Here is a 23,262-nt window from a genome sequence, read left to right on the forward strand (position 1 = left end):
AGGTTTTTGAACCCATGAGCTTTTTTAAGAAATTAAAAGAAAAATTTACGCAGCAAACCGATTCAGTATCAGAAAAGTTTAAAGATGGACTTGAAAAAACGAGAAATTCGTTCCAGGGAAAAGTAAATGAACTCATTTCTCGCTATCGTAAAGTGGATGAAGACTTTTTTGAAGAACTAGAAGAAGTGTTAATCGGTGCGGATGTTGGTTTCACGACTGTGATGGAACTGATTGATGAGCTGAAAAAAGAAGTGAAATTAAGAAACATTCAAGACCCAAGTGAAGTACAAGCAGTCATCTCTGAAAAACTTGTGGAGATTTACAATAGCGGTGAGGAACAAATCTCTGAACTGAACCTTGAAGACGGCCGTTTAAATATTATTTTATTTGTAGGCGTGAACGGTGTCGGTAAAACCACAACCATTGGTAAGCTGGCAAACAAGCTGAAAAATGAAGGGAAATCCGTCATTTTAGCAGCAGGTGATACGTTCCGTGCGGGGGCGATTGAGCAGCTTGAAGTATGGGGCGAGCGCTCTGGTGTTCCTGTCGTTAAACAAACAGCAGGCTCTGACCCGGCAGCGGTCATCTATGATGCCGTTCAATCAGCTAAAGCCAAAAAAGCAGATGTCTTGATCTGTGATACAGCAGGCAGACTGCAAAACAAAGTCAACTTGATGAAAGAGCTAGAGAAGGTCAAGAGAGTCATTGAACGCGAAGTGCCCGATGCACCGCACGAAGTACTGCTTGCTCTTGATGCGACAACGGGTCAAAATGCGATGGCGCAAGCGAAGGAATTTTCTAAAGCGACAAACGTGACAGGTATCGCTTTAACAAAGCTTGACGGTACTGCAAAAGGCGGGATTGTTCTTGCCATTCGCAATGAGCTCAACATCCCTGTAAAACTTGTCGGATTAGGTGAAAAAGTAGACGATCTGCAAGAGTTCGATGCTGAATCGTATGTGTACGGATTATTCTCAGACATGATTGATCAAGAAGACTAATCAAAATGCCGGCAAAACTGCCGGCTTTTTTATGTAAATATCGCCGCAGGAAGTGACAAGATAAAAACTTGACACATAGATCAGAACCGTGTAAACTTAGTTGTTGTAAAGGGAATGAACTTAACAAAGGGGAGAGAGCCCATGACGCTTGAAAAGACAACGAGAATGAACTACTTGTTTGATTTCTATCAATCGTTGTTGACCGCAAAACAAAAGAGCTACATGTCGCTTTACTACCTAGACGATTTTTCCCTCGGTGAAATTGCGGATGAATATGAAGTATCAAGACAGGCTGTTTATGATAATATTAAACGGACTGAAGCGATGCTTGAACAATATGAAGAAAAGCTGCTCTTGTTTAAGAAATTTAAAGAGCGTAAAGAACTTCTCACAAAAATGAGAGAGCTTGTAGCAGATTCCGCGCAAAAGGAAGAAGCAGAAGCTTTAATTGAATCGCTTGAGAAATTAGATTAGGAGGCGGCACAGTATGGCATTTGAAGGATTAGCCGACCGACTGCAGCAGACGATTTCAAAAATCCGCGGCAAAGGAAAAGTGTCAGAGCAAGATGTAAAAGAAATGATGCGCGAGGTGCGCCTTGCCCTTCTTGAAGCTGACGTCAATTTTAAAGTAGTCAAAGACTTTGTGAAAAAAGTAAGCGAGCGGGCAGTTGGACAAGAGGTCATGCAAAGTCTTACCCCAGGACAACAGGTCATTAAAGTTGTAAAAGAAGAACTCACTGAATTAATGGGCGGGGAAGAGAGTAAAATCGCTGTAGCGAAAAAGTCTCCAACTGTCATTATGATGGTTGGTCTTCAAGGGGCAGGTAAAACGACCACAACTGGAAAGCTTGCCAACTTACTTCGCAAAAAACATAATCGCAAGCCGATGATGGTGGCCGCTGATATTTACAGACCAGCAGCGATCCAGCAGCTTCAAACGCTTGGGAAACAGCTTGATATGCCCGTATTCTCATTAGGTGATCAGGTCAGTCCTGTCGAAATTGCCAAACAGGCAATTGAAAAAGCGAAAGAAGAACATCACGATTATGTCATTTTAGATACAGCAGGACGTCTTCATATTGATGAAGACTTAATGGATGAACTTCAGAAAGTAAAAGAAGTCGCAAATCCAGAAGAGATTTTCCTCGTTGTTGACTCGATGACTGGTCAAGATGCTGTCAATGTCGCAAAAAGCTTTAATGAACAGCTTGGTTTAACAGGTGTCGTTCTGACAAAACTAGACGGTGATACGCGAGGCGGGGCAGCACTATCAATTCGTGCAGTCACAAATACGCCGATTAAATTCGCCGCACTAGGTGAAAAGCTTGATGCAATTGAACCATTCCATCCGGAGCGGATGGCATCAAGAATTCTTGGCATGGGAGATGTGCTCACGCTTATTGAAAAAGCACAAGCAAACGTTGACCAAGATAAAGCGAAAGAGCTTGAACAAAAAATGCGGACAATGAGCTTCACGCTCGATGATTTCCTCGAGCAGCTTGGGCAGGTTCGCAACATGGGTCCACTTGATGAACTGATCCAAATGATGCCGGGAGCCGGTAAAATGAAAGGGCTCAAAAACGTCCAAGTAGACGAAAAGCAGCTCAATCACATCGAAGCGATCATTAAATCAATGACGACCGAAGAAAAAGAACAGCCAGAGGTCATCAATGCAAGCCGAAGAAAACGGATTGCAAAAGGAAGCGGGACATCTGTACAGGAAGTCAATCGCCTTTTAAAACAATTTGACGAAATGAAAAAGATGATGAAGCAAATGACCAATATGTCCAAAGGAAAGAAAAAAGGCGGCTTTAAATTACCATTTATGTAATTGGTTATACATGATAAAACCGTTGTTAAGAAAAAACACTTTACAAACCCTTTTATCATTGTTAATATACTATCTTGTTGAAATATTTTCGGAGGTGCTAGTAAAATGGCAGTAAAAATTCGTTTAAAACGTATGGGATCAAAAAGATCTCCTTTCTATCGTATTGTTGTAGCAGATTCTCGTTCACCACGTGACGGTCGTTTCATCGAAACAGTTGGAACATACAATCCAGTGTTATCACCAGCTGAGGTGAAAATCAACGAAGAATTAGCGCTTAAATGGCTTCAAAATGGTGCGAAACCATCTGATACAGTTCGTAACCTTTTCTCAAGCCAAGGAATTCTTGAAAAATTTCATAATGCGAAAAACAGCAAATAATGAATGAGCTGTCCTTGGAAGAATTGATTGTGTCCATCGTCGAGCCACTTGTTGATTTCCCTGAAGATATTCACGTATCTTCATTAGAAAAAGATGAGCAGGTCATTTACACACTGTCTGTCAATGCTGAAGATACCGGAAAAGTGATCGGAAAGCAGGGACGTACAGCTAAAGCGATACGAACAGTCATGTTTGCAGCAAGTGCAGAGTCTTCTAAGAAAGTTCAACTTGAGATTGCTGACTAAAAAGGGAGAGGGCTTAGGACCTCCCCTTTTTTTACACGTTTAAATCTATTTTTCGTTATACTGTAGAGGACAAATGCCTTCGGATAGGGGGACAAAAAGGAAGATGCAGATCATTCAACATGTCACCGTCATGCAAGTATTAACTGAAAGCAGTAAGGACAAACTGTTAACGACTTTTTTGGAGAAAAAAGAAAGACTAGAACGTGAGTGCAATCAACTATATTTTCAACTCAAAAAGCATGAAAAAGAACCACATCAGCAAGAAGCCATCCCTCAATTTCAAAAAGCCATTGAAAAAAGACAAGAGAAAATGAGGCAAATTGACTTTCAAGTCGAGCAGCTGCATATCTTGCCTCTTGGCAGTGAAATGAAAGAAACAGAAGTGGATGCGCTGATTGAAGTGAAAATAGGTGATAAATGGGATGACAAAATGCAAGACAATGTCATCGTCGTGAAAGACGGCACCATTGTGGAAATACGTCAGGGGTGATTGAGAACATGGAGCTAGAATGGTTGAATGTCGGAAAGATCGTCAATACACATGGAGTGCGTGGAGAAGTACGTGTTGTGTCAAAGACTGATTTCCCAGAAGAACGCTACAAAAAAGGCAGCGTCCTTTATATTTTCAAACAAAATCAAAAAGAACCGCTAAAAGTGACTGTCGCATCACATAGACAGCACAAACAATTTGATTTACTGACATTTGAAGAAGTCGGCTCGTTAAATGAAGCTGAGCAATTAAAAGAGTCGATTTTAAAAGTAGAAAAAGAACATCTTGGTTCATTAGATGAAGGGGAATTCTATTTCCACGAAATCATCGGCTGTGAAGTATATGATGAAGAGGACAAACTGATTGGTCAAATCAAAGAAGTTTTAACGCCAGGGGCAAATGATGTATGGGTGGTTGGAAGAAAAGGCAAAAAAGATGCCCTCATCCCGTATATTCCATCTGTCGTCAAAACAGTTGATATTTCATCCAAGAAAGTACACATTGAAGTGATGGAAGGACTCATTGACGAATGAAAATTGACTTTTTAACACTGTTTCCTGAAATGTTTGAAGGAGTGCTTCACTCATCGATCTTAAAAAAAGCTCAGGAAAAAGATGCGGTCTCATTTGATGTCGTGAATTTTAGGGAGTATTCCGATCATAAACATAAAACAGTGGATGACTATCCGTATGGCGGCGGTGCTGGCATGGTTCTGAAAGCACAGCCTGTATTTGATGCGGTAGAAGATTTAACGAAAAAAGCAAACAAGAAGCCCCGCATTATTCTTGTCTGTCCTCAAGGAGAAAGATATACACAAAAGAAAGCAGAAGAGCTTGCAAAAGAAGAGCATCTTATGTTCATTTGCGGCCACTATGAAGGCTACGATGAGCGCATCAGGGAGCATCTTGTCACAGATGAAATCTCAATCGGAGATTTCGTTCTCACAGGCGGAGAGCTGCCGGCGATGATGATTGCAGACAGTGTGGTCAGGCTTTTGCCTCATGTGCTTGGAAAAGAAGCGTCTCATATCGAAGATTCATTTAGTACAGGTCTGCTTGAGCATCCGCACTATACAAGACCAGCTGATTATAAAGGATTGAAAGTACCAGATGTGCTTCTTTCTGGAAATCATGCCAAAATTGAAGAGTGGCGGCGTAAAGAATCGTTGAAGCGAACCTATACAAGACGGCCAGATTTGATCGATTCTTGCAAAACATTAACGGATGAAGAAAAAAGATGGCTTTGGCAGCTTCATAATGACTAGATTGTATTGCACAAGGTATACAGGTGTGGTATGATACTACTTGTGACTTGGACGGCTTGCCGATTCAAGTTTGAAAACGATGTTCCGCTGCAATGAAGAAAGAGGACATGAGCATCTGTTGGAAGGAGTTGAAAACGATGCAACAATTGATTGAAGAAATCACAAAAGAACAATTACGCACTGATCTTCCTGCGTTCCGTCCTGGTGACACTTTACGTGTACACGTGAAAGTTGTCGAGGGTACTCGTGAGCGTATCCAGATCTTTGAAGGTGTTGTAATTAAGCGTCGTGGTGGTGGAATCAGCGAAACTTTCACAGTTCGTAAGATCTCTTACGGTGTAGGCGTTGAGCGTACATTCCCTGTACACACACCAAAAATCGCTAAGATCGAAGTTGTACGTCACGGTAAGGTACGTCGTGCGAAACTTTACTACCTACGTGAACTTCGCGGTAAAGCGGCTCGTATCAAAGAAATCAGACGATAATGATATCAAAGGAAAGAGCTTGTTACCTGTAACAGGCTCTTTTTTTGTACAATGTATAGAGACAACCGTTAGAAGAGAGAAGGTGCACATATGACAATTCAATGGTTTCCAGGCCATATGGCAAAAGCAAGACGGGAAGTCACAGAAAAATTAAAGCTCATCGACATCGTATTTGAATTAACCGATGCAAGAATTCCGATGTCCTCTAGAAACCCAATGATTGAAGAAATCCTCCAAAACAAACCGAAAATTATGCTTTTGAACAAAGCAGATAAAGCAGATCCTCGTATGACAAAAGAGTGGCAGGCACACTTTGAAGCGCAAGGTGTACGGTCACTTGCCATTAATTCTGTCGATGGACAAGGGTTAAATCAAATCATAACGACATCAAAAGAAATCTTAAAAGAAAAGTTCGATCGAATGAAAGCAAAAGGTGTTAAGCCGCGTGCCATTCGAGCTTTGATTATCGGAATTCCCAATGTCGGCAAATCAACGCTGATCAATCGGTTGGCAAAGAAAAATATTGCGAAAACAGGAGATCGACCTGGTATTACGACGTCACAGCAATGGGTGAAGGTCGGAAAAGAACTTGAACTGCTCGATACCCCCGGAATTCTCTGGCCGAAATTTGAAGATGAACAAGTAGGTCTTAGGCTGGCCGTCACTGGAGCGATTAAAGACTCTATCATCAACTTGCAGGATGTCGCAGTGTATGCGCTCCGCTTTTTAGAAGAGCACTATCCAGAGCGGTTAAAAAAACGCTATGATTTAGCAGAAATACCTGAAGATACAGTTGAGCTGTTTGATGCCATTGGCACAAAACGCGGCTGTCTGATGAGTGGAGGATTCATTAATTACGACAAAACGACCGAAATCATTATTCGGGATATTCGAACGGAAAAATTTGGTCCCCTCACTTTTGAGAAGCCTGAAAGCTAAAAGACACGCAGCTCATGCGGGTCTTTATTTTTTGCGAAAAACTGCCGATATAAAGAAGGAGGCTGCGGAAAAGCCAATGTACACGGTCAAACAAATAAAAGAATTAATAGAACAACATGCTGACGACGAGTCATACATTCGTGAACTATTGAAAGACGATACAAGAAAAAGTGTCCATAAGCTGATGGACAAATGGAACAAAGAGAGAGAAAAGCAGCAAGAACTACGTGCAGCATGGAAGCAAATGCTGCAATTTGAAACCAAAGCAAGAGCTCAAGGATACAATTGTATTGCAGGCATAGATGAAGCAGGAAGAGGACCACTTGCTGGCCCAGTTGTTGCGGCAGCTGTGATATTAAAAGAGGATACCGTCCTACTCGGTTTAAATGATTCAAAACAGCTATCTGAGAAAAAAAGAATGACCTATTATGAGCTCATTCAAAAGGAAGCACTCGACATCGGCATCGGCATTGTTGATGCGGCAACGATTGACGAAATAAATATATACGAAGCATCAAGACTGGCGATGGTGAAGGCTGTAAAGCAGCTCACTCACACACCTGATTATCTACTCATAGATGCGATGACGCTCCCGCTTCCTACTCAACAGGAGAATATCATCAAAGGAGATGCTAAAAGCGCATCCATCGCAGCTGGTGCATGTATTGCCAAAGTGACAAGGGACAAAATGATGGAAGAGTATGGACGCCAGTACCCTGAGTATCAATTTGAAAAACATAAAGGGTATGGAACGAAAGAGCACCTGGCTGCCATTCAAACACATGGCGCCACACCTATCCACCGGTTATCATTTGCACCAGTGAAATCTGTTATTTCATAAATATTTTGACACAAGGAGGCTGCCTGTGATGACAAGAGTTGAAGATATACATACTGCACTGAATAGTCGGCTGAATACAGCAGAATCTGTTCCGCTTAACACGGAAGGAAAGGAAAATATTCACCGGCTCATTCTCGGCAAAGTACTGAAAATGCTTGGGGATGATACAGCACTTGTTCAAATAGGTTCGACCAAAATCAAAGCGCAGCTAGCGGCTCAGCTAAAAGCCGATTCTTTCTACTGGTTCCAATTAGAACAAGAAGGTGGAGGCAGTCTGAGTAAATTAAGACCTGTTCAGCAATTTGACCAAGATCCTAAAACATTAAAGGATGCCGCAGCTAAACTACTAGAAGGTCTGTCGCTTAAAAATGGACTTGAACAAATGTTAACAGCTACAGCCTTTTTAAAAGAAAAACCGGTCATCAACGAAGCAGAGTTAAAAACGGCAGTAAAATGGATTGAACAACTTCAAGGCGCGGATATCAAAAAAGGCCTGCAAGCACTTCTTTTTGCTTTAAAGAAAGATTTGCCGATTCAACAAGGAGTACTCCAATCAATATTAGCGATGAAATCCCCCTCTACACTTCATCAGGATGTGACAGCACTGCTAGATCGATTAACACAGCTTCCGAAGCAATCAGAAGCCACACAGGCTCTTACACAGGCCGTTCGTACGGTTGTAAATGCTGAGACAACTGTTCATGCAGAAAAGCTCTTATCGGTGCTTCTAGGAGCAAAAGAAGGTCAAACGAAGCAAGGAGAAAGCTTGCAGCAGGTGCAGCCTCATGTCAATCCGGCTCAGCAAACAAAGCAGAGCCAGCCCGCCGCTATACAAGGGCGACAGGTGGATACAGTGAATCAGAACAGCGTGCAGCAATTATTAAGTCCAAAACAGCTCCCGCTTCAGCAAATAGAACGCATTCTGACAAGCATCACAAAGCAAGGCACAGACGGACAGCAGCAGCTTGATGTAAAACAACTCACATCACTGGTTCAAGCAGTCCAGCAGGCAGGGCCACAGGCTGACGCAAAGGCAGCCGTGCTTCAAAAGGAATTTCCGTTTCTTTCAAAAACAGAGGCGAACGCATTGGCAAAGGTCATTCAGCAGACTGAACCAGCATTAAGCAATAAAACCGATGTACTCGATTTACTGATGACGATGAAAAAAGCGATAGGTGTACGAGATGAAATTGGGATGCTGAAATTACTGGAAAAGGGCAGCCAAGATGTCAAAAGCCAAGAGCTTCACCAATTAAAGATGGTTTTAAATGATGCAAGGCAAGCTGATGTTCCGGAACCCGTAAAAAAAGAAATGGATCAATTATTCCATAGATTAAATGGGCAGTTACTAGTGCATCAGGAAAACCAAACAGTTAGTCAAATGATGGTTTCTTACCCTCTTTTCTCAAAACATAGTGTTCAAGATTTAACCTTTATTCTAAAAGGGCATAAGAAAAAAGATGGCTCTATTGATATTTCTCAGTGCCGTTTAATGTTTTATTTAAACATGGAGAACTTAGAAGAAACGTTAATAGACTGTACGATTCAGCAAAAAGTGATGTCAATTACAGTCGAGACGGCTCACGAACTTCAAGGGACCATTAATCCAATGGTTCCAGCTGTTCGAGAGAATTTAAATGCCCTAGGGTATAGTTTAACGGGGATTACAGCGAAAAAGAGAGAAGAGCCAATTGATCCGTCTGACTTTCTAGATGAACACTTTCATAAAATCAGCGAGAAAGGGCTGGACTTACGAGTATGAAAGATTCAAAACCGCTTAGAAGAGCGGTCGCTCTACACTATGATGAAGAAAAACAAAAGGCGCCAAAAGTCGTTGCAACAGGCAGCGGCTATGTGGCTGATCATATTATTGAAGAAGCTCAAAAAGCTGGCGTCCCTATCCAAGAAGACCGTAATTTAGTAGAACTGATGCGCCACTTAACGCTCGATGAGGAAATCCCAGAAGCGTTATACGATACTGTAGCAGAAATATTTTCATTTATCTATCGGTTGGATCAAAAAATGAAAAAATAAGGTAAAATAAGTGTTTTGACTGAAAAATTTATATTTTTAATAAAATAAAAGTTTGAATGTTTAGAAGGATTTTACGATTTTACATAGAACCCTAGACATTCTCTTTTTTATTCTTTAAAATGAAAGCGCAGTCTATTTTATAATTTTTGTTTCTACATATGTTGGGAGGATGGGAAATGAATATCCATGAGTACCAAGGAAAAGAAATCCTAAGAAAATATGGGGTTTCAGTTCCAAATGGTAAAGTAGCATTTACACCTGATGAAGCAGTGAAAGCATCAGAAGAGCTAGGAAGCTCTGTATATGTCGTAAAAGCACAGATTCATGCAGGCGGCCGTGGTAAAGCAGGTGGGGTAAAAATTGCAAAAACAAAAGATGAAGTGAAAGGGTTTGCAGAGGAATTGCTCGGCAAGACACTTGTCACACATCAAACAGGGCCTGAAGGGCGCGAAATAAAACGCTTACTTATTGAAGAAGGCTGCGATATTCAAAAAGAGTACTATGTAGGACTCGTTTTGGATAGAGCGACATCAAGAATTGTTTTGATGGCTTCTGAAGAAGGCGGTACTGAAATTGAAGAAGTAGCAGAAAAAACGCCAGAAAAAATCGTGAAAGTGGTCATCGACCCAGCGATTGGTCTCCAAGCCTATCAGGCGAGAGAAGTTGCGTTTAAAATTAATATTCCAACAAAATTAGTTGGTCAAGCTGTTAAGTTTATGACAAGCCTTTACAATGCGTTTATTGAAAAGGATTGTTCAATTGCCGAGATAAATCCTCTTGTTGTAACAGGTGATGGAAAAGTCATGGCACTTGATGCAAAATTAAACTTTGATAGCAATGCCTTATATAGACAAAAAGATATATTAGAATACCGTGACCTTGATGAAGAAGATCCAAAAGAGATTGAAGCATCTAAATATGACCTAAGCTACATTTCTTTAGATGGGAATATTGGCTGTATGGTGAATGGAGCAGGCCTTGCGATGTCTACAATGGATATCATCAAGCATTACGGCGGGGACCCTGCAAACTTCCTTGATGTTGGCGGCGGTGCAACTGCTGAAAAAGTAACGGAAGCATTTAAAATCATCTTATCTGATCAAAATGTCAAAGGGATTTTCGTGAACATTTTTGGCGGCATCATGAAATGTGATGTCATCGCAGAAGGTGTTGTTGAAGCGACGAAACAAGTCGGCTTAACATTACCACTCGTTGTACGTCTTGAAGGAACAAACGTTGAATTAGGGAAGAAAATCCTGAGTGATTCAGGCTTAAATATCACTTCTGCTGAGTCTATGGCTGACGGGGCAGAAAAGATCGTATCTTTAGTCAAGTAGAGCAGAAAGGCAGGGAACCTAAATGAGTGTATTTATTAATAAAAATACGAGAGTAATTGTTCAGGGGATTACCGGTTCAACCGCATTATTCCATACAAAACAAATGATTGAGTATGGAACAAATATCGTTGGCGGTGTCACACCTGGAAAAGGTGGAACTGAAGTAGAGGGAGTTCCTGTATTTAATACTGTATCTGAAGCAGTACAGACAACTGGAGCAAATGCTTCTGTTATCTATGTACCAGCACCATTTGCAGCAGACGCCATTTTAGAGGCTGTTGATGCAGAAGTGGATCTAGTGATTTGTATCACAGAACACATTCCAGTTCTGGATATGGTTAAAGTGAAACGCTATATGGAAGGTAAGAAGACAAGACTTGTTGGACCGAACTGTCCTGGCGTGATTACACCTGAAGAATGTAAAATTGGCATCATGCCTGGCTACATTCATAAAAAAGGTCATGTTGGTGTTGTGTCTCGTTCTGGAACGCTTACATATGAAGCGGTACATCAGCTTTCAGAGGCTGGTGTTGGTCAATCAACAGCTGTAGGAATTGGCGGAGACCCTGTCAATGGCACGAACTTTATTGATGTATTAAAAGCCTTCAATGAAGATCCTGAAACGCATGCTGTGATCATGATTGGTGAAATCGGTGGTACTGCTGAAGAAGAAGCAGCTGAATGGGTAAAAGCAAATATGACCAAGCCGGTTGTTGGTTTTATTGGCGGTAAAACAGCGCCTCCAGGAAAACGTATGGGACATGCTGGTGCCATTATTTCTGGTGGTAAAGGAACTGCTGATGAAAAAGTAAAAACAATGCGTGAATGTGGAATTGAAGTGGCAGAGACACCATCTGTCATGGGAGAAACCTTAATTAAAGTGTTAAAAGAGAAGAATCTCTTCGAAGCTTGTAAAACGCATTAATGACACAAGAAGACTTGTTCTTTGACAAGTCTTCTTCTTTCTATCTTAAACTGGAGGAATGGTATGTACAACGTGTCCGAAAGAATGATTTTTCACCGCTTAAAAGGCCTCATCTCACCCTCTTTGTTAACAAAATGGTGGAAAGTCGATCCTGAGCTATATATAAATGAAGAAACACATCATTTCAAACAGGATCGATCATTACAAAAGATCGACTTTACCCGCTTACAACAAGCTGAAGAAAATGAATTCCCCATTTTTCAACACATCGTTCAAGCCTATTTAAAGCAAAATATTCACATGGTTCCCATCACATCACCTTTATATCCCAGCTCACTAAAACACATTTATGATCCTCCCCCAGTATTATTCCTAAAAGGAAACGTTACCTATTTAAATGAAGAAAAAAGTTTAGGTGTAGTAGGTACACGAGTGCCATCCTCTTATGGAGAAGCGTGCGTGAAGAAAATTGTTGGAGAACTTGTAGAGGAAGATTGGATGATTGTGAGTGGTTTAGCAAAAGGAATTGATGGACTTGCACACAAAGAGTGCATAAGAAAAAAAGGAAAAACGATTGGTGTTGTAGCTGGCGGCTTTCAACATGTATATCCAAAAGAACATGTGCAAATGGCTCAATATATGGGAGAACATCATTTACTGTTGTCAGAGCATCCGCCTTATATCAAACCAGAAAAATGGCATTTTCCAATGAGAAACCGATTAATTAGTGCCCTGACAAGAGGAACCATCGTGGTCCAGTGCAAAGAAAAGAGCGGTTCGCTTATTACAGCCTACCAGGCATTAGAGCAAGGAAAAGAAGTGTTTGCTGTTGCAGGATCGATCTTTGATTCTAATTCTATAGGTCCAGCTAGACTGATTCAGCAAGGTGCCAAGCTTGTTCATTCAACGAAGGATATTTTAGAGGAATTCTCCTTGAGTGGTGTTCAATATACTGAACTCCCATAAAAATATCGTTTGACAAAAGACATCGGAATATTTAATAATAGTGAGGATTTAAGTTTACACATTGTTTTTCGTGTTTATAATGATGTTCATCATAAAGAATTTTTAACGATTGCCTGTTAGATAGGTGCAATTAACATAAATATAAATTTGTGAAATGGATAAAGAGAGAACACCTCTTAAGGGGGATTTTGAGTATGGCTGATTATTTAGTCATCGTTGAGTCGCCAGCAAAGGCGAAAACGATTGAGCGTTATTTAGGAAAAAAGTATAAAGTAAAGGCTTCAATGGGGCATGTAAGGGATTTACCGAAAAGTCAGCTTGGTGTTGACACTGAGCATGACTTCGAACCGAGATATATTACGATTCGAGGAAAAGGTCCAGTCTTAAAAGAATTAAAAACAGCAGCGAAGAAAGCAAAAAAAGTATATCTCGCAGCTGACCCCGACAGAGAGGGAGAAGCGATTGCTTGGCATTTAGCCCACAGCCTTGACCTTGACCTCTCTTCAGATTGCCGCGTTGTCTTTAACGAGATTACAAAAGATGCAATTAAAGATTCCTTTAAACATCCACGTATGATCGATATGGACTTGGTTGATGCGCAGCAGGCAAGACGAATCTTAGATCGTCTCGTTGGATATAAAATCAGCCCAATTTTATGGAAGAAAGTCAAAAAGGGCTTAAGCGCCGGTCGTGTTCAATCAGTTGCACTCCGCCTGATTATTGACCGCGAGAATGAAATTAATGAATTCAAACCAGAAGAATACTGGACAATTGATGGTACCTTCCTAAAAGGGAAAGAAAGCTTTGAAGCGAGTTTCTTTGGCGTAAATGGCAAAAAACATCCGCTAAAAACAAAAGAAGATGTAAAAGAAATCCTTTCGAAATTAAAAGGAAGCAAGTTTTCTGTTGAAAAAGTGACGAAAAAAGAACGTAAACGCAACCCAGCTGTTCCGTTTACAACATCTACCTTACAACAAGAGGCAGCGAGAAAACTAAACTTCCGTGCGAAGAAAACGATGATGATTGCACAGCAATTATATGAAGGAATTGATCTTGGTAAAGAAGGTACAGTAGGTCTCATTACATATATGAGAACGGACTCGACACGTATTTCCAATACGGCAATTGAAGAAGTATCTGCTTTCATTGATCAAACGTATGGCAAGAATTTCTTGAATACAACAAAACGTACTGCCAAAAAGAATGAAAATGCACAGGATGCTCACGAAGCCATCCGTCCGACTTCTACGCTAAGAAAACCAGCAGATGTCAAACACGTGCTAAGCAGAGATCAGCTTCGTCTTTATAAATTGATTTGGGAACGTTTTGTGGCAAGCCAAATGGCACCAGCTGTTCTTGATACAATGAGTGTGGATCTTGAAAATAACGGGCTTACTTTCCGTGCAAATGGGAGTAAGGTGAAATTCCCTGGATTTATGAAAGTATATGTTGAAGGGAAGGACGACCAGTTAGAAGAAAAGGACAAAATGCTTCCTGATCTGAAAGAGGGAGATACCGTTCTTTCAAAAGATATTGAACCAGAGCAGCACTTCACGCAGCCGCCTCCACGCTACACTGAGGCAAGACTTGTCAAAACCCTTGAAGAGCTGGGTATCGGCCGCCCATCGACGTATGCACCAACATTAGATACCATTCAAAAGCGCGGCTACGTGGCACTTGATAACAAACGGTTTATTCCAACAGAGCTTGGAGAGATTGTGCTCAACTTAATTATTGAATTCTTCCCTGAAATCATTAACGTAGAATTTACTGCGAAAATGGAAAAAGAACTTGATAGCGTTGAAGAAGGTACGATTGAATGGGTACGCATTATCGACAGTTTCTATCAAGATTTTGCAAAACGGGTAGAAAAAGCAGAAGCAGAGATGCAGGAAGTTGAGATCGAGCCTGAATACGCCGGAGTTGATTGCGAAGAGTGTGGTCATCCAATGGTGTACAAAATGGGGAGATACGGTAAGTTCATGGCATGCTCTAATTTCCCTGACTGCCGTAACACAAAACCAATTGTCAAAGATATTGGTGTCAAATGCCCGACTTGTCACGAAGGAAATATCGTTGAACGGAAATCTAAGAAGCGCCGCATTTTTTACGGTTGCGATCGTTTTCCAGAGTGTGAATTCGTCTCTTGGGACAAACCAATTGAAAGAAAGTGTCCAAAATGCGAAAATATGCTTGTAGAGAAAAAGCTGAAAAAAGGCATTCAAGTTCAATGTGTGAACTGTGATTATAAAGAGGAACAACAAAAATAGCGGTGAGCAGCCTTGTTCACCTGCTTTTTTATGTCATCAAATAGAACTTACGAAATAGGAGAGTTGTACAATGAGTCAATTTGTAAATGTGATCGGAGCAGGTTTAGCAGGAAGTGAAGCGGCATGGCAAATTGCCAAGCGCGGAATTAAAGTTCATCTGTATGAAATGAGACCTGTTAAACAAACACCAGCTCACCACACTGATAAATTTGCGGAGCTCGTATGCAGTAACTCATTGCGTGCGAACGCTTTAACAAACGCAGTAGGTGTACTAAAGGAAGAAATGCGTCATTTAGACTCAGCAATCATCGCAGCAGCAGATGAAAGCTCGGTTCCTGCTGGTGGAGCGCTTGCAGTAGATCGTCATGAATTTGCAGCTAACGTCACAGACCGCGTGAAAAATCACCCGAATGTGACGGTCTTTCAAGAAGAAGTGCAAAGCATTCCAGAAGGTCCGACGATTATCGCAACGGGTCCTCTAACATCAGAAGCACTTTCAAAAGAATTAAAATCCTTAACAGGTGAAGAGTATTTATATTTCTACGATGCAGCAGCGCCGATCCTCGAGAAAGACAGCATCGATATGGATAAAGTGTACTTGAAATCACGTTATGATAAAGGGGAAGCGGCTTATTTAAACTGTCCGATGACAGAAGAAGAATTCGATCGTTTTTATGAGGCGCTCATTTCTGCTGAAACTGTGCCGTTAAAAGAGTTCGAAAAAGAAATCTTCTTCGAAGGCTGTATGCCCATTGAAGTCATGGCCAAAAGAGGGAAAAAAACCATGTTGTTTGGCCCGATGAAACCAGTTGGACTTGAAGATCCAAAAACAGGGAAAAGACCTTACGCTGTTGTTCAATTAAGACAGGATGATGCAGCAGGTACTTTATATAATATTGTTGGTTTCCAAACACATCTAAAATGGGGCGATCAAAAGGAAGTATTCCGTTTGATCCCAGGTCTTGAAGAGGCAGAGATTGTTCGCTATGGTGTGATGCACCGTAATACATTTATTAACTCGCCAAGCCTTCTAAAACCGACATATCAATTTAAAAATAGAGACGACTTATTCTTTGCCGGACAAATGACTGGTGTTGAAGGATATGTTGAGTCCGCGGCTTCAGGACTAGTGGCTGGAATCAACGCAGCTCGTTTTGTTAAAGGAGAAGAGCTTGTGACACTTCCAGAAGAAACAGCGATTGGCAGTATGGCTTACTACATCACATCAACAAACAAGAAAAGCTTCCAGCCGATGAATGCAAACTTTGGCTTGCTGAAAGATCTTGGCGTTCGAATTAAAAACAAACAAGAGCGCTATGCAGAGTACGCTAAACGCGCAATCGAAACTATTCAAACTATTTCGAAATCTCTGTAGTAAAACATTGCACGGGAAGCAAGATATGTGATACCATTTAAAAGCCTTAAAGAGGTGTAAAAATGACAGATAAACAGCGTCTTGTCCACTTATTCATTGAATATTTGCAGATTGAAAAGAACTATTCAGCTTTAACGATCTCGGGTTATACTGAGGCGATTGAAGAGTTTGTCAGATTTATGAACATTCAAGGAATAGACGGTTTTGAAGAGGTATCCTATCAAGATACGAGAATTTATTTAACAGAAGCTTATGAAAAAGGCCTTACAAGAAGAACGATTAGTAAGAAAGTCTCTGCACTTCGCAGCTTTTATAAATTTTTATTAAGAGAACAGCTTGTGAAAGAAAATCCTTTTTTACTCGTTAGCTTACCAAAGCAGGATAAGCGAATTCCTTCATTTTTGTATGAAGAGGAACTAAAAGAGCTATTTACAGTTTCTGATGTAAATACACCGCTTGGTCAAAGAAATCAAGCCATTTTAGAACTTCTTTATGCAACAGGTATGAGGGTCAGTGAGTTATGTTCATTAAAAGAATCTGATCTTGATTTATCGATGGATACAGTGCTTGTTCATGGGAAAGGCAGCAAACAGCGGTATGTACCTTTCGGCTCTTATGCACATGAAGCGCTCTCCACATATTTAGAGGATGGAAGGCAGAAGCTGAAAGTGAAGGGAAAGGATCGTGCTGATTCACATGTGTTTTTGAATCAGCGCGGAGCTCCTCTTACAGACAGAGGCGTTCGATTCATTCTAACTGAATTAATGAAAAAGGCGTCTGGCACATTACATATCCATCCTCACATGTTAAGGCACACCTTTGCTACGCATCTTTTAAACGAGGGAGCAGATTTAAGAAGTGTTCAAGAACTTCTTGGTCACTCAAATTTATCATCAACACAGGTGTACACGCATGTATCAAAAGATTCTTTAAGAAAAACGTACATGTCTCATCACCCAAGGGCTTTTAAACGATCCTAAAAGGAGGTTTTTTCATGTCATCATTTCATGCAACCACAATCTTTGCCGTTCAACATAAAGGAAAAAGTGCGATGGCTGGAGACGGTCAAGTCACTTTTGGGCAGGCTGTCGTCATGAAACACACAGCAAAAAAAGTGCGCCGTCTTTTCGGAGGCAAAGTACTCGCAGGTTTTGCTGGTTCAGTTGCAGATGCATTTACACTCTTTGAGAAGTTTGAAACGAAGCTTGAAGAATACGGTGGTAACCTAAAACGAGCAGCTGTAGAACTGGCGAAAGAATGGCGAAGTGACAAGATGCTCAGACAGCTTGAGGCCATGCTGATCGTCATGAATAAAGAAAGCATCCTGCTCGTATCTGGAACAGGAGAGGTCATCGAGCCAGACGATGGCATTTTGGCTATCGGGTCAGGCGGTAACTACGCGCTTAGCGCCGGGAGAGCACTCAAAAAACATGCAGGTGACCATCTCTCAGCTCGAGAGATTGCAAAGGCGGCTCTTGAAACGGCCGGAGAAATCTGTGTCTACACGAACGATCAAATCACTTTAGAAGAGCTTGAATAGAAAGGACATGAGACGTATGGAGAAAAAGCCGTTCACCCCAAGAGAGATAGTTGAAAAGCTCGATCAGTACATTATTGGTCAGCTTGATGCGAAAAAAGCAGTGGCGGTGGCTTTAAGAAACCGTTACAGAAGAAGTCTTTTACATGATAAGCTAAAGGATGAAGTCGTTCCTAAAAACATCTTAATGATTGGTCCGACAGGTGTGGGGAAAACAGAAATTGCCCGCAGAATTGCAAGGATTTCTGGTGCACCTTTCATTAAAGTGGAAGCGACGAAGTTTACTGAAGTTGGATATGTCGGACGTGACGTAGAATCAATGGTCAGAGATTTAGTGGAAACAGCAATCAGACTAGTCAAAGAAGAAAAAATGAAGGATGTTCAAGAAGAAGCGGAAAAACAAGCAAACAAACGGCTTGTTCATCTACTTGTTCCTGGAAAGAAAAAAAGTCAGTCTGTGAAAAATCCTTTTGAGATGCTGTTTGGTGGTTCTGATGCTGATGAAAGTGATCGAGATCACTCAAGTGAAGAAGTAGAGCTTGAGTCGACGAGAAAACGCATTGCGCACCAGCTGGCGATGGGTGAACTTGAAGACCATTACGTCACGATTGAAGTCGAAGAGCAGCAGCCTTCCATGTTTGATATGCTTCAAGGCTCGGGTATGGAGCAAATGGGTATGAACATGCAGGATGCGCTTAGCAATCTCATGCCTAAAAAGAAAAAACGCAGAAAGCTGACCGTCAGAGAAGCGAGAAAAGCGTTAACTGCTGAGGAAGCTTCAAAACTGATTGATATGGATGAAGTCGGTCAGGAAGCCGTGCAAAAAGCAGAGCAGCAAGGAATAATCTTTATCGATGAGATCGATAAAATTGCCAAAAGCGGTGGTGCATCGTCTGCAGATGTTTCTCGTGAAGGGGTTCAACGTGATATTTTACCGATTGTAGAAGGTTCCACTGTGATGACGAAGTATGGGGCTGTGAAAACAGATCATGTTCTATTTGTAGCAGCAGGCGCTTTTCATATGGCGAAACCCTCGGATTTGATTCCAGAGCTTCAAGGGCGCTTCCCAATCCGTGTAGAATTAGATAAATTAAGTATAGAAGACTTTGTGAAAATCTTAACGGAACCAGATAACGCGTTATTAAAGCAATATAAGGCTCTACTTGAAACAGAAGGTATATCTCTTGAATTTTCTGACGATGCTATTCATAAGATTGCCGAAGTGGCTTATCACGTCAATCAGGAGACGGATAACATCGGTGCAAGAAGGCTTCACACCATACTTGAGAAGCTGCTTGAAGAGCTCTCATTTGAGGCGCCTGATATTACAATGGAAACAGTGACCATTACCCCTCAGTATGTAGAAGAGAAGCTAGGAAAGATTGCAAATAATAAAGACTTAAGTCAATTTATACTTTAACAAATGAATAAAGTAATCTAGGAGGATCATTATTATGGCGTTACTACAAAAAACAAGGATTATTAACTCGATGCTGCAAGATGCAGCGGGGAAGCCGGTTAATTTTAAAGAAATGGCAGAAACATTGAGAGATGTCATTGATTCAAACATTTTCGTATTAAGCAGAAGAGGGAAGCTTCTTGGCTACTCTATTAACCAGCAGATTGAAAATGCACGTATGAAAAAAATGCTGGAAGATCGTCAGTTCCCTGAAGAATATACAAAAAGCTTATTCAATGTCCCTGAAACATCTTCAAACCTTGACATCAATAGTGAGTACACAGCTTTCCCGATTGAGAACCGTGATTTATTCCAATCAGGTTTGACAACGATTGTACCAATCATCGGAGGCGGAGACCGCTTAGGGACGTTAATCCTTTCTCGTTTGCAAGATACATTCACAGATGATGATTTAATTCTTGCTGAATACGGCGCAACAGTTGTTGGAATGGAGATTCTTCGCGAGAAAGCGGAAGAAATTGAAGAAGAAGCAAGAAGTAAAGCGGTTGTTCAAATGGCAATCAGCTCTCTTTCATATAGTGAGCTTGAAGCGATTGAGCATATCTTTGAAGAACTTGATGGAAACGAAGGGCTGCTTGTGGCAAGTAAGATTGCTGACCGTGTAGGAATCACTCGTTCAGTGATCGTAAACGCACTTCGTAAATTAGAAAGTGCAGGCGTTATTGAATCTCGTTCTCTTGGAATGAAGGGAACATACATCAAAGTGTTAAACAACAAATTTTTAATTGAACTTGAAAATTTAAAATCTCACTAATCAAAAAAACCCTTTTCGGCCGAAATAAACGCTGAAAAGGGTTTTTTTGTATAAAAAATGAGGATTTGTCCGAAAAATGACACTCTTTTTTCCAAGAAACCCCTTACAATTCTGTAGTGCTTTGAATCTAGGTCTTTATACCTATTTGTAAAATAGATATATATTACGAGTTTTTTTTACAATTACATCATAGACTTTAATCCTATTATTTCTTACAATGAACATATGGTTTTACAAATCTCGACATGATTAAATGGAATGAAATACATATGATTGGAGGTATATGGTTTTGGATATATTTTCTGGAACGATAAGTAACCTTGAGAATGCCTTGGGCAGAGCGAACGTTAAGCAAAAAGTCATAAGCAATAATATCGCGAATATAGACACACCGAACTACAAGTCTAAAAAAGTTGCATTCCACGACATGCTAAATGATGCGTCAATCAAATTAGATGCTAAAAAAACATACCAAGGTCACATTGATTTCTCTAAAACAGGGTCTAATTATTCAGTTGTTTCGAGTAACCGTACTTCTTATCAAGAAAACGGAAATAATGTCGATATTGATCAAGAGATGAGTGAACTCGCTAAAAACCAAATTCAGTATAATGCGTTGGTTGAAAGAATGAGCGGAAAGTTCAATTCTCTTAAAACAGTTTTGACAGGAGGTAAGTGATGTCGATTTTTTCAGGCGTGAACGCTTCGGCCTCAGCATTAACAGCACAGAGGCTCAGAATGGACGTTGTATCCTCTAACCTTGCGAATATGGATACAACAAGAGCTAAACAGGTTGATGGCAAGTGGGAGCCTTATAGACGCAAGCTCGTCACATTACAGCCGTCAGGTGAATCATTTTCATCTATATTGAACTCAAGCATGAATTCGAGCGGCAAATTAGGAAACGGCGTCAAAGTAACAAAAATTACTGAAGACGAAACTCCATTCAACCTTCAATATGATCCTACAAATCCCGATGCCAATGAAAATGGATATGTTCAAACACCAAACGTTGATCCATTAAAGGAAATGGTTGATCTCATCAGCAGCTCAAGATCATATGAAGCAAACGTGACTGCGCTGAATGCGAATAAAAGCATGCTGATGAAAGCTTTAGAAATAGGAAAGTAAGGTGAAAAGAATTGGTTAACGCAATATCTCCTTTCCAGCTTCAAACCGCTCAGCAAGCAAGTGAATTGACGAATGCATCGTCTGTGCAGGCGGCTGCACCTAAAAGTCAAACGAATTTCTCTGATGTGCTGAAGAATTCCATTGAGGCATTAAATCAATCACAGCTGAAATCAGACCAGTATACGAATGCTCTCGCACAAGGGAAAGATGTCAATCTCGATGAAGTCATGATTGCTTCACAAAAAGCGAGTGTGACACTCACAGCTGCAACCGAGTTTCGGAATAAAGCAGTCGAAGCGTACCAAGAGATTATGAGAATGCAGATGTAGGAGGTGCTGGTGGACAAAAAATAGACTGAATGGAATGACCGGGGGTTAAGATGAATCGTACTTTAATGCAATTAAGAACAAAAACAGTTGAGTTTTGGCGAAATCGATCAAAATTACAAAAAATACTCATGATTGGCGGCGTAGCTGCCCTAGCAATCATTATTACGGTTGTTAGCATCTTTGCTTCTTCTGAAAAAATGGTTCCGTTGTTTAGAGATTTGTCTGAGGCAGAAGCAGGGCAAATCAAACAGGAACTGGATGGCAAAAACGTTAAATCGGAACTTGCAAATAACGGAACGACGATTTTAGTTCCAGAAAAGCAAGCAGACACTTTAAAAGTAACACTTGCATCAGAAGGACTTCCTAAAACAGGGAATATTGATTACTCCTTCTTTGCGAACAATTCCGGCTTCGGTTTAACAGATAATGAATTTGATGTTCTGAAAGTAGACGCAACTCAGACAGAACTATCCAATCTGATCAACACGATTGATGGGATTAAAGATTCAAAGGTTATGATTAACCTGCCAAAAGATTCCGTTTTTGTTGGAGAAGAGCAAAGTAATGCATCAGCATCAATTGTGCTGCAAGTTCAACCAGGCTACACGCTTACTCAGCAACAAGTAAAAGGCCTTTATCATCTTATTTCAAAAAGTGTGCCGAATTTAAAAACAGAAAACATTGTCATTATGGACCAAGATTCCAACTACTATGACTTAAACAGCAGCTCAGATTCCTATGCAAGTGGAATGGATGCACAGCAGCAGAAAAAAGAGGAGATTGAAAAGAATCTTCAACGAAAAATTCAACAGCTGCTTGGAACGATGATGGGTCAAGAGAAAGTTGCCGTATCGGTCACTACAGACATTGATTTTACTGAAGAAAAAAGAAAAGAAGATCTTGTCGAACCAGTTGATCAAGAAAACATGCAAGGAATTGCTGTCAGCGCTGAAAAGATTGCTGAAACTTATTCAGGCAATGGCGCAGCAGCTGGAGGCACCGCTGGAACAGGTGACGATGATGTCACAAATTATCAAGGCGCCGATGGAACGAACGGAAGCGGAGATTACGAAAAGAGCGAAGATCGTATCAATTATGAAGTCAACCGCATTCATAAAGATATCAAAGAAAGTCCTTATAAAATCAGAGACGTTGGCATTCAGGCACTGGTTGAACCGCCTACTGCAAACGATCCGAATTCATTAACTGCTGAAAGGCAGGATGATATCAAAAAAATTCTTTCAACCATCATCAGTACATCGATTGATAAAGAATACACAAACGGTCAAGCGCTCACTCAAGCTGACTTAGATAACAAAATCGTTTTATCTGTATCAAAATTAGACGGTAAACAGCAAACGGCAGCAGAAAACCCTTCAAACAATATTCCAATTTGGGTTTATATTGTTGGCGGTGTGCTACTACTCGCCATTATCGCTCTCATCATTCTTCTCGTACGTAAGCGAAGAAAAGAAGAGGAAGAAGAGTTTGAGTTTGATGAACGTACACCAATTCATGTTCCTGATATCGATACTGAGCCAGAAACAGAAGAAATGGTGAGAAAAAATCAGCTTGAAAAAATGGCAAAAGATAAACCAGAAGACTTTGCTAAATTGCTACGCAGCTGGCTGTCCGAGGATTAGGAGGAAT

The 23,262-nt window shown here is 40.8% G+C and carries 26 protein-coding genes; all 26 read left to right on the forward strand.

Going from position 1 to position 23,262, the window contains the following annotated elements; translation table 11 throughout:
• Nucleotides 1-14: 14 nt before the first annotated feature.
• The 26 genes from ftsY to fliF all read left to right on the forward strand — a co-directional run bounded on the left by ftsY (nucleotide 15) and on the right by fliF (nucleotide 23,255).
• Nucleotides 15-1,001 (forward strand): signal recognition particle-docking protein FtsY, encoded by a 987-nt coding sequence (gene ftsY / locus M2369_RS11085; protein ID WP_144665388.1) that lies wholly within the window; start codon nucleotides 15-17, stop codon nucleotides 999-1,001.
• Nucleotides 1,002-1,142: 141 nt separating this feature from the next.
• Nucleotides 1,143-1,475, forward strand: coding sequence for a putative DNA-binding protein (locus M2369_RS11090; RefSeq protein ID WP_008344844.1), 333 nt, complete (start codon nucleotides 1,143-1,145; stop codon nucleotides 1,473-1,475).
• Between the two features lie 13 nt (nucleotides 1,476-1,488).
• Complete coding sequence (ffh, locus tag M2369_RS11095) at nucleotides 1,489-2,832, forward strand: signal recognition particle protein (protein WP_008344842.1); 1,344 nt, start codon at nucleotides 1,489-1,491, stop codon at nucleotides 2,830-2,832.
• A 105-nt stretch (nucleotides 2,833-2,937) separates the two neighbouring features.
• On the forward strand, nucleotides 2,938-3,210 hold the full coding sequence (gene rpsP / locus M2369_RS11100; protein WP_003212139.1) for a 30S ribosomal protein S16: 273 nt from the start codon (nucleotides 2,938-2,940) through the stop codon (nucleotides 3,208-3,210).
• Nucleotides 3,210-3,455, forward strand: coding sequence for a KH domain-containing protein (locus tag M2369_RS11105; RefSeq protein WP_012009937.1), 246 nt, complete (start codon nucleotides 3,210-3,212; stop codon nucleotides 3,453-3,455). Before rpsP ends, M2369_RS11105 begins: the two co-directional genes overlap by 1 nt.
• Before the next feature lie 103 nt (nucleotides 3,456-3,558).
• Nucleotides 3,559-3,945 carry a YlqD family protein gene (locus M2369_RS11110; protein WP_008344839.1) on the forward strand — a complete coding sequence of 129 codons (387 nt, stop codon included), beginning with the start codon at nucleotides 3,559-3,561 and terminating at the stop codon, nucleotides 3,943-3,945.
• Nucleotides 3,946-3,953: 8 nt separating this feature from the next.
• The gene (gene rimM, locus M2369_RS11115) at nucleotides 3,954-4,478 is read left to right on the forward strand and encodes a ribosome maturation factor RimM (protein WP_008344836.1); all 525 of its coding nucleotides are present in this window, start codon (nucleotides 3,954-3,956) and stop codon (nucleotides 4,476-4,478) included.
• Nucleotides 4,475-5,209 (forward strand): tRNA (guanosine(37)-N1)-methyltransferase TrmD, encoded by a 735-nt coding sequence (gene trmD, locus M2369_RS11120; protein ID WP_007499635.1) that lies wholly within the window; start codon nucleotides 4,475-4,477, stop codon nucleotides 5,207-5,209. Before rimM ends, trmD begins: the two co-directional genes overlap by 4 nt.
• Nucleotides 5,210-5,346: 137 nt before the next feature.
• Complete coding sequence (rplS, locus tag M2369_RS11125) at nucleotides 5,347-5,694, forward strand: 50S ribosomal protein L19 (RefSeq protein ID WP_008344834.1); 348 nt, start codon at nucleotides 5,347-5,349, stop codon at nucleotides 5,692-5,694.
• A 90-nt stretch (nucleotides 5,695-5,784) separates the two neighbouring features.
• Nucleotides 5,785-6,633 carry a ribosome biogenesis GTPase YlqF gene (gene ylqF, locus M2369_RS11130; RefSeq protein WP_007499632.1) on the forward strand — a complete coding sequence of 283 codons (849 nt, stop codon included), beginning with the start codon at nucleotides 5,785-5,787 and terminating at the stop codon, nucleotides 6,631-6,633.
• Nucleotides 6,634-6,709: 76 nt separating this feature from the next.
• Nucleotides 6,710-7,474 carry a ribonuclease HII gene (locus M2369_RS11135; protein WP_058337357.1) on the forward strand — a complete coding sequence of 255 codons (765 nt, stop codon included), beginning with the start codon at nucleotides 6,710-6,712 and terminating at the stop codon, nucleotides 7,472-7,474.
• Between the two features lie 28 nt (nucleotides 7,475-7,502).
• Entirely contained in the window at nucleotides 7,503-9,236 is a 1,734-nt protein-coding gene (locus tag M2369_RS11140; RefSeq protein WP_259254216.1) for a glycosyltransferase, read from the forward strand.
• Entirely contained in the window at nucleotides 9,233-9,508 is a 276-nt protein-coding gene (locus M2369_RS11145) for a FlhB-like flagellar biosynthesis protein (RefSeq protein WP_008344827.1), read from the forward strand. Before M2369_RS11140 ends, M2369_RS11145 begins: the two co-directional genes overlap by 4 nt.
• Nucleotides 9,509-9,684: 176 nt before the next feature.
• Nucleotides 9,685-10,845: an ADP-forming succinate--CoA ligase subunit beta gene (gene sucC / locus M2369_RS11150; protein WP_008344824.1), complete on the forward strand. Its 1,161-nt coding sequence runs from the start codon at nucleotides 9,685-9,687 to the stop codon at nucleotides 10,843-10,845.
• Between the two features lie 22 nt (nucleotides 10,846-10,867).
• A complete protein-coding gene (sucD, locus tag M2369_RS11155) occupies nucleotides 10,868-11,770 on the forward strand; it encodes a succinate--CoA ligase subunit alpha (protein ID WP_007499624.1) in 903 nt (300 codons plus the stop codon).
• A gap of 63 nt (nucleotides 11,771-11,833) precedes the next feature.
• Nucleotides 11,834-12,736: a DNA-processing protein DprA gene (gene dprA, locus M2369_RS11160; RefSeq protein WP_035700738.1), complete on the forward strand. Its 903-nt coding sequence runs from the start codon at nucleotides 11,834-11,836 to the stop codon at nucleotides 12,734-12,736.
• 194 nt (nucleotides 12,737-12,930) lie between these two features.
• Nucleotides 12,931-15,006, forward strand: coding sequence for a type I DNA topoisomerase (topA, locus tag M2369_RS11165; RefSeq protein WP_008344821.1), 2,076 nt, complete (start codon nucleotides 12,931-12,933; stop codon nucleotides 15,004-15,006).
• A 70-nt stretch (nucleotides 15,007-15,076) separates the two neighbouring features.
• Nucleotides 15,077-16,381, forward strand: a complete 1,305-nt coding sequence (gene trmFO, locus M2369_RS11170; protein WP_007499618.1) for an FADH(2)-oxidizing methylenetetrahydrofolate--tRNA-(uracil(54)-C(5))-methyltransferase TrmFO — start codon at nucleotides 15,077-15,079, stop codon at nucleotides 16,379-16,381.
• A gap of 62 nt (nucleotides 16,382-16,443) precedes the next feature.
• Nucleotides 16,444-17,361: a tyrosine recombinase XerC gene (gene xerC / locus M2369_RS11175; protein ID WP_007499616.1), complete on the forward strand. Its 918-nt coding sequence runs from the start codon at nucleotides 16,444-16,446 to the stop codon at nucleotides 17,359-17,361.
• Nucleotides 17,362-17,375: 14 nt separating this feature from the next.
• Complete coding sequence (hslV, locus tag M2369_RS11180; RefSeq protein ID WP_007499614.1) at nucleotides 17,376-17,921, forward strand: ATP-dependent protease subunit HslV; 546 nt, start codon at nucleotides 17,376-17,378, stop codon at nucleotides 17,919-17,921.
• A 16-nt stretch (nucleotides 17,922-17,937) separates the two neighbouring features.
• Nucleotides 17,938-19,338 carry an ATP-dependent protease ATPase subunit HslU gene (hslU, locus tag M2369_RS11185; protein ID WP_008344818.1) on the forward strand — a complete coding sequence of 467 codons (1,401 nt, stop codon included), beginning with the start codon at nucleotides 17,938-17,940 and terminating at the stop codon, nucleotides 19,336-19,338.
• A 34-nt stretch (nucleotides 19,339-19,372) separates the two neighbouring features.
• Nucleotides 19,373-20,152, forward strand: a complete 780-nt coding sequence (codY, locus tag M2369_RS11190; RefSeq protein WP_007499612.1) for a GTP-sensing pleiotropic transcriptional regulator CodY — start codon at nucleotides 19,373-19,375, stop codon at nucleotides 20,150-20,152.
• Nucleotides 20,153-20,441: 289 nt separating this feature from the next.
• On the forward strand, nucleotides 20,442-20,831 hold the full coding sequence (flgB, locus tag M2369_RS11195; protein ID WP_017359092.1) for a flagellar basal body rod protein FlgB: 390 nt from the start codon (nucleotides 20,442-20,444) through the stop codon (nucleotides 20,829-20,831).
• Complete coding sequence (gene flgC, locus M2369_RS11200; RefSeq protein WP_007499610.1) at nucleotides 20,831-21,283, forward strand: flagellar basal body rod protein FlgC; 453 nt, start codon at nucleotides 20,831-20,833, stop codon at nucleotides 21,281-21,283. Before flgB ends, flgC begins: the two co-directional genes overlap by 1 nt.
• 11 nt (nucleotides 21,284-21,294) lie before the next feature.
• On the forward strand, nucleotides 21,295-21,612 hold the full coding sequence (fliE, locus tag M2369_RS11205) for a flagellar hook-basal body complex protein FliE (RefSeq protein WP_007499609.1): 318 nt from the start codon (nucleotides 21,295-21,297) through the stop codon (nucleotides 21,610-21,612).
• Nucleotides 21,613-21,662: 50 nt separating this feature from the next.
• Nucleotides 21,663-23,255, forward strand: coding sequence for a flagellar basal-body MS-ring/collar protein FliF (fliF, locus tag M2369_RS11210; RefSeq protein ID WP_017359091.1), 1,593 nt, complete (start codon nucleotides 21,663-21,665; stop codon nucleotides 23,253-23,255).
• Nucleotides 23,256-23,262: the final 7 nt, after the last annotated feature.

It is taken from the genome of Bacillus sp. JUb11 (genome assembly GCF_024807925.1).
GTDB lineage: Bacteria > Bacillota > Bacilli > Bacillales > Bacillaceae > Bacillus > Bacillus altitudinis.

Coding starts and splice junctions, on each gene's coding strand:
- trmFO (WP_007499618.1), top strand. CDS start 15,077: ATGAGTCAATTTGTAAATGTGATCGGAGCAGGTTTAGCAGGAAGTGAA.
- M2369_RS11110 (WP_008344839.1), top strand. CDS start 3,559: ATGCAGATCATTCAACATGTCACCGTCATGCAAGTATTAACTGAAAGC.
- flgC (WP_007499610.1), top strand. CDS start 20,831: ATGTCGATTTTTTCAGGCGTGAACGCTTCGGCCTCAGCATTAACAGCA.
- rpsP (WP_003212139.1), top strand. CDS start 2,938: ATGGCAGTAAAAATTCGTTTAAAACGTATGGGATCAAAAAGATCTCCT.
- M2369_RS11135 (WP_058337357.1), top strand. CDS start 6,710: ATGTACACGGTCAAACAAATAAAAGAATTAATAGAACAACATGCTGAC.
- codY (WP_007499612.1), top strand. CDS start 19,373: ATGGCGTTACTACAAAAAACAAGGATTATTAACTCGATGCTGCAAGAT.
- rimM (WP_008344836.1), top strand. CDS start 3,954: ATGGAGCTAGAATGGTTGAATGTCGGAAAGATCGTCAATACACATGGA.
- M2369_RS11090 (WP_008344844.1), top strand. CDS start 1,143: ATGACGCTTGAAAAGACAACGAGAATGAACTACTTGTTTGATTTCTAT.
- sucD (WP_007499624.1), top strand. CDS start 10,868: ATGAGTGTATTTATTAATAAAAATACGAGAGTAATTGTTCAGGGGATT.
- ylqF (WP_007499632.1), top strand. CDS start 5,785: ATGACAATTCAATGGTTTCCAGGCCATATGGCAAAAGCAAGACGGGAA.
- topA (WP_008344821.1), top strand. CDS start 12,931: ATGGCTGATTATTTAGTCATCGTTGAGTCGCCAGCAAAGGCGAAAACG.
- ftsY (WP_144665388.1), top strand. CDS start 15: ATGAGCTTTTTTAAGAAATTAAAAGAAAAATTTACGCAGCAAACCGAT.
- xerC (WP_007499616.1), top strand. CDS start 16,444: ATGACAGATAAACAGCGTCTTGTCCACTTATTCATTGAATATTTGCAG.
- hslU (WP_008344818.1), top strand. CDS start 17,938: ATGGAGAAAAAGCCGTTCACCCCAAGAGAGATAGTTGAAAAGCTCGAT.
- rplS (WP_008344834.1), top strand. CDS start 5,347: ATGCAACAATTGATTGAAGAAATCACAAAAGAACAATTACGCACTGAT.
- ffh (WP_008344842.1), top strand. CDS start 1,489: ATGGCATTTGAAGGATTAGCCGACCGACTGCAGCAGACGATTTCAAAA.
- sucC (WP_008344824.1), top strand. CDS start 9,685: ATGAATATCCATGAGTACCAAGGAAAAGAAATCCTAAGAAAATATGGG.
- dprA (WP_035700738.1), top strand. CDS start 11,834: ATGTACAACGTGTCCGAAAGAATGATTTTTCACCGCTTAAAAGGCCTC.
- trmD (WP_007499635.1), top strand. CDS start 4,475: ATGAAAATTGACTTTTTAACACTGTTTCCTGAAATGTTTGAAGGAGTG.
- M2369_RS11105 (WP_012009937.1), top strand. CDS start 3,210: ATGAATGAGCTGTCCTTGGAAGAATTGATTGTGTCCATCGTCGAGCCA.
- M2369_RS11145 (WP_008344827.1), top strand. CDS start 9,233: ATGAAAGATTCAAAACCGCTTAGAAGAGCGGTCGCTCTACACTATGAT.
- M2369_RS11140 (WP_259254216.1), top strand. CDS start 7,503: ATGACAAGAGTTGAAGATATACATACTGCACTGAATAGTCGGCTGAAT.
- hslV (WP_007499614.1), top strand. CDS start 17,376: ATGTCATCATTTCATGCAACCACAATCTTTGCCGTTCAACATAAAGGA.
- fliF (WP_017359091.1), top strand. CDS start 21,663: ATGAATCGTACTTTAATGCAATTAAGAACAAAAACAGTTGAGTTTTGG.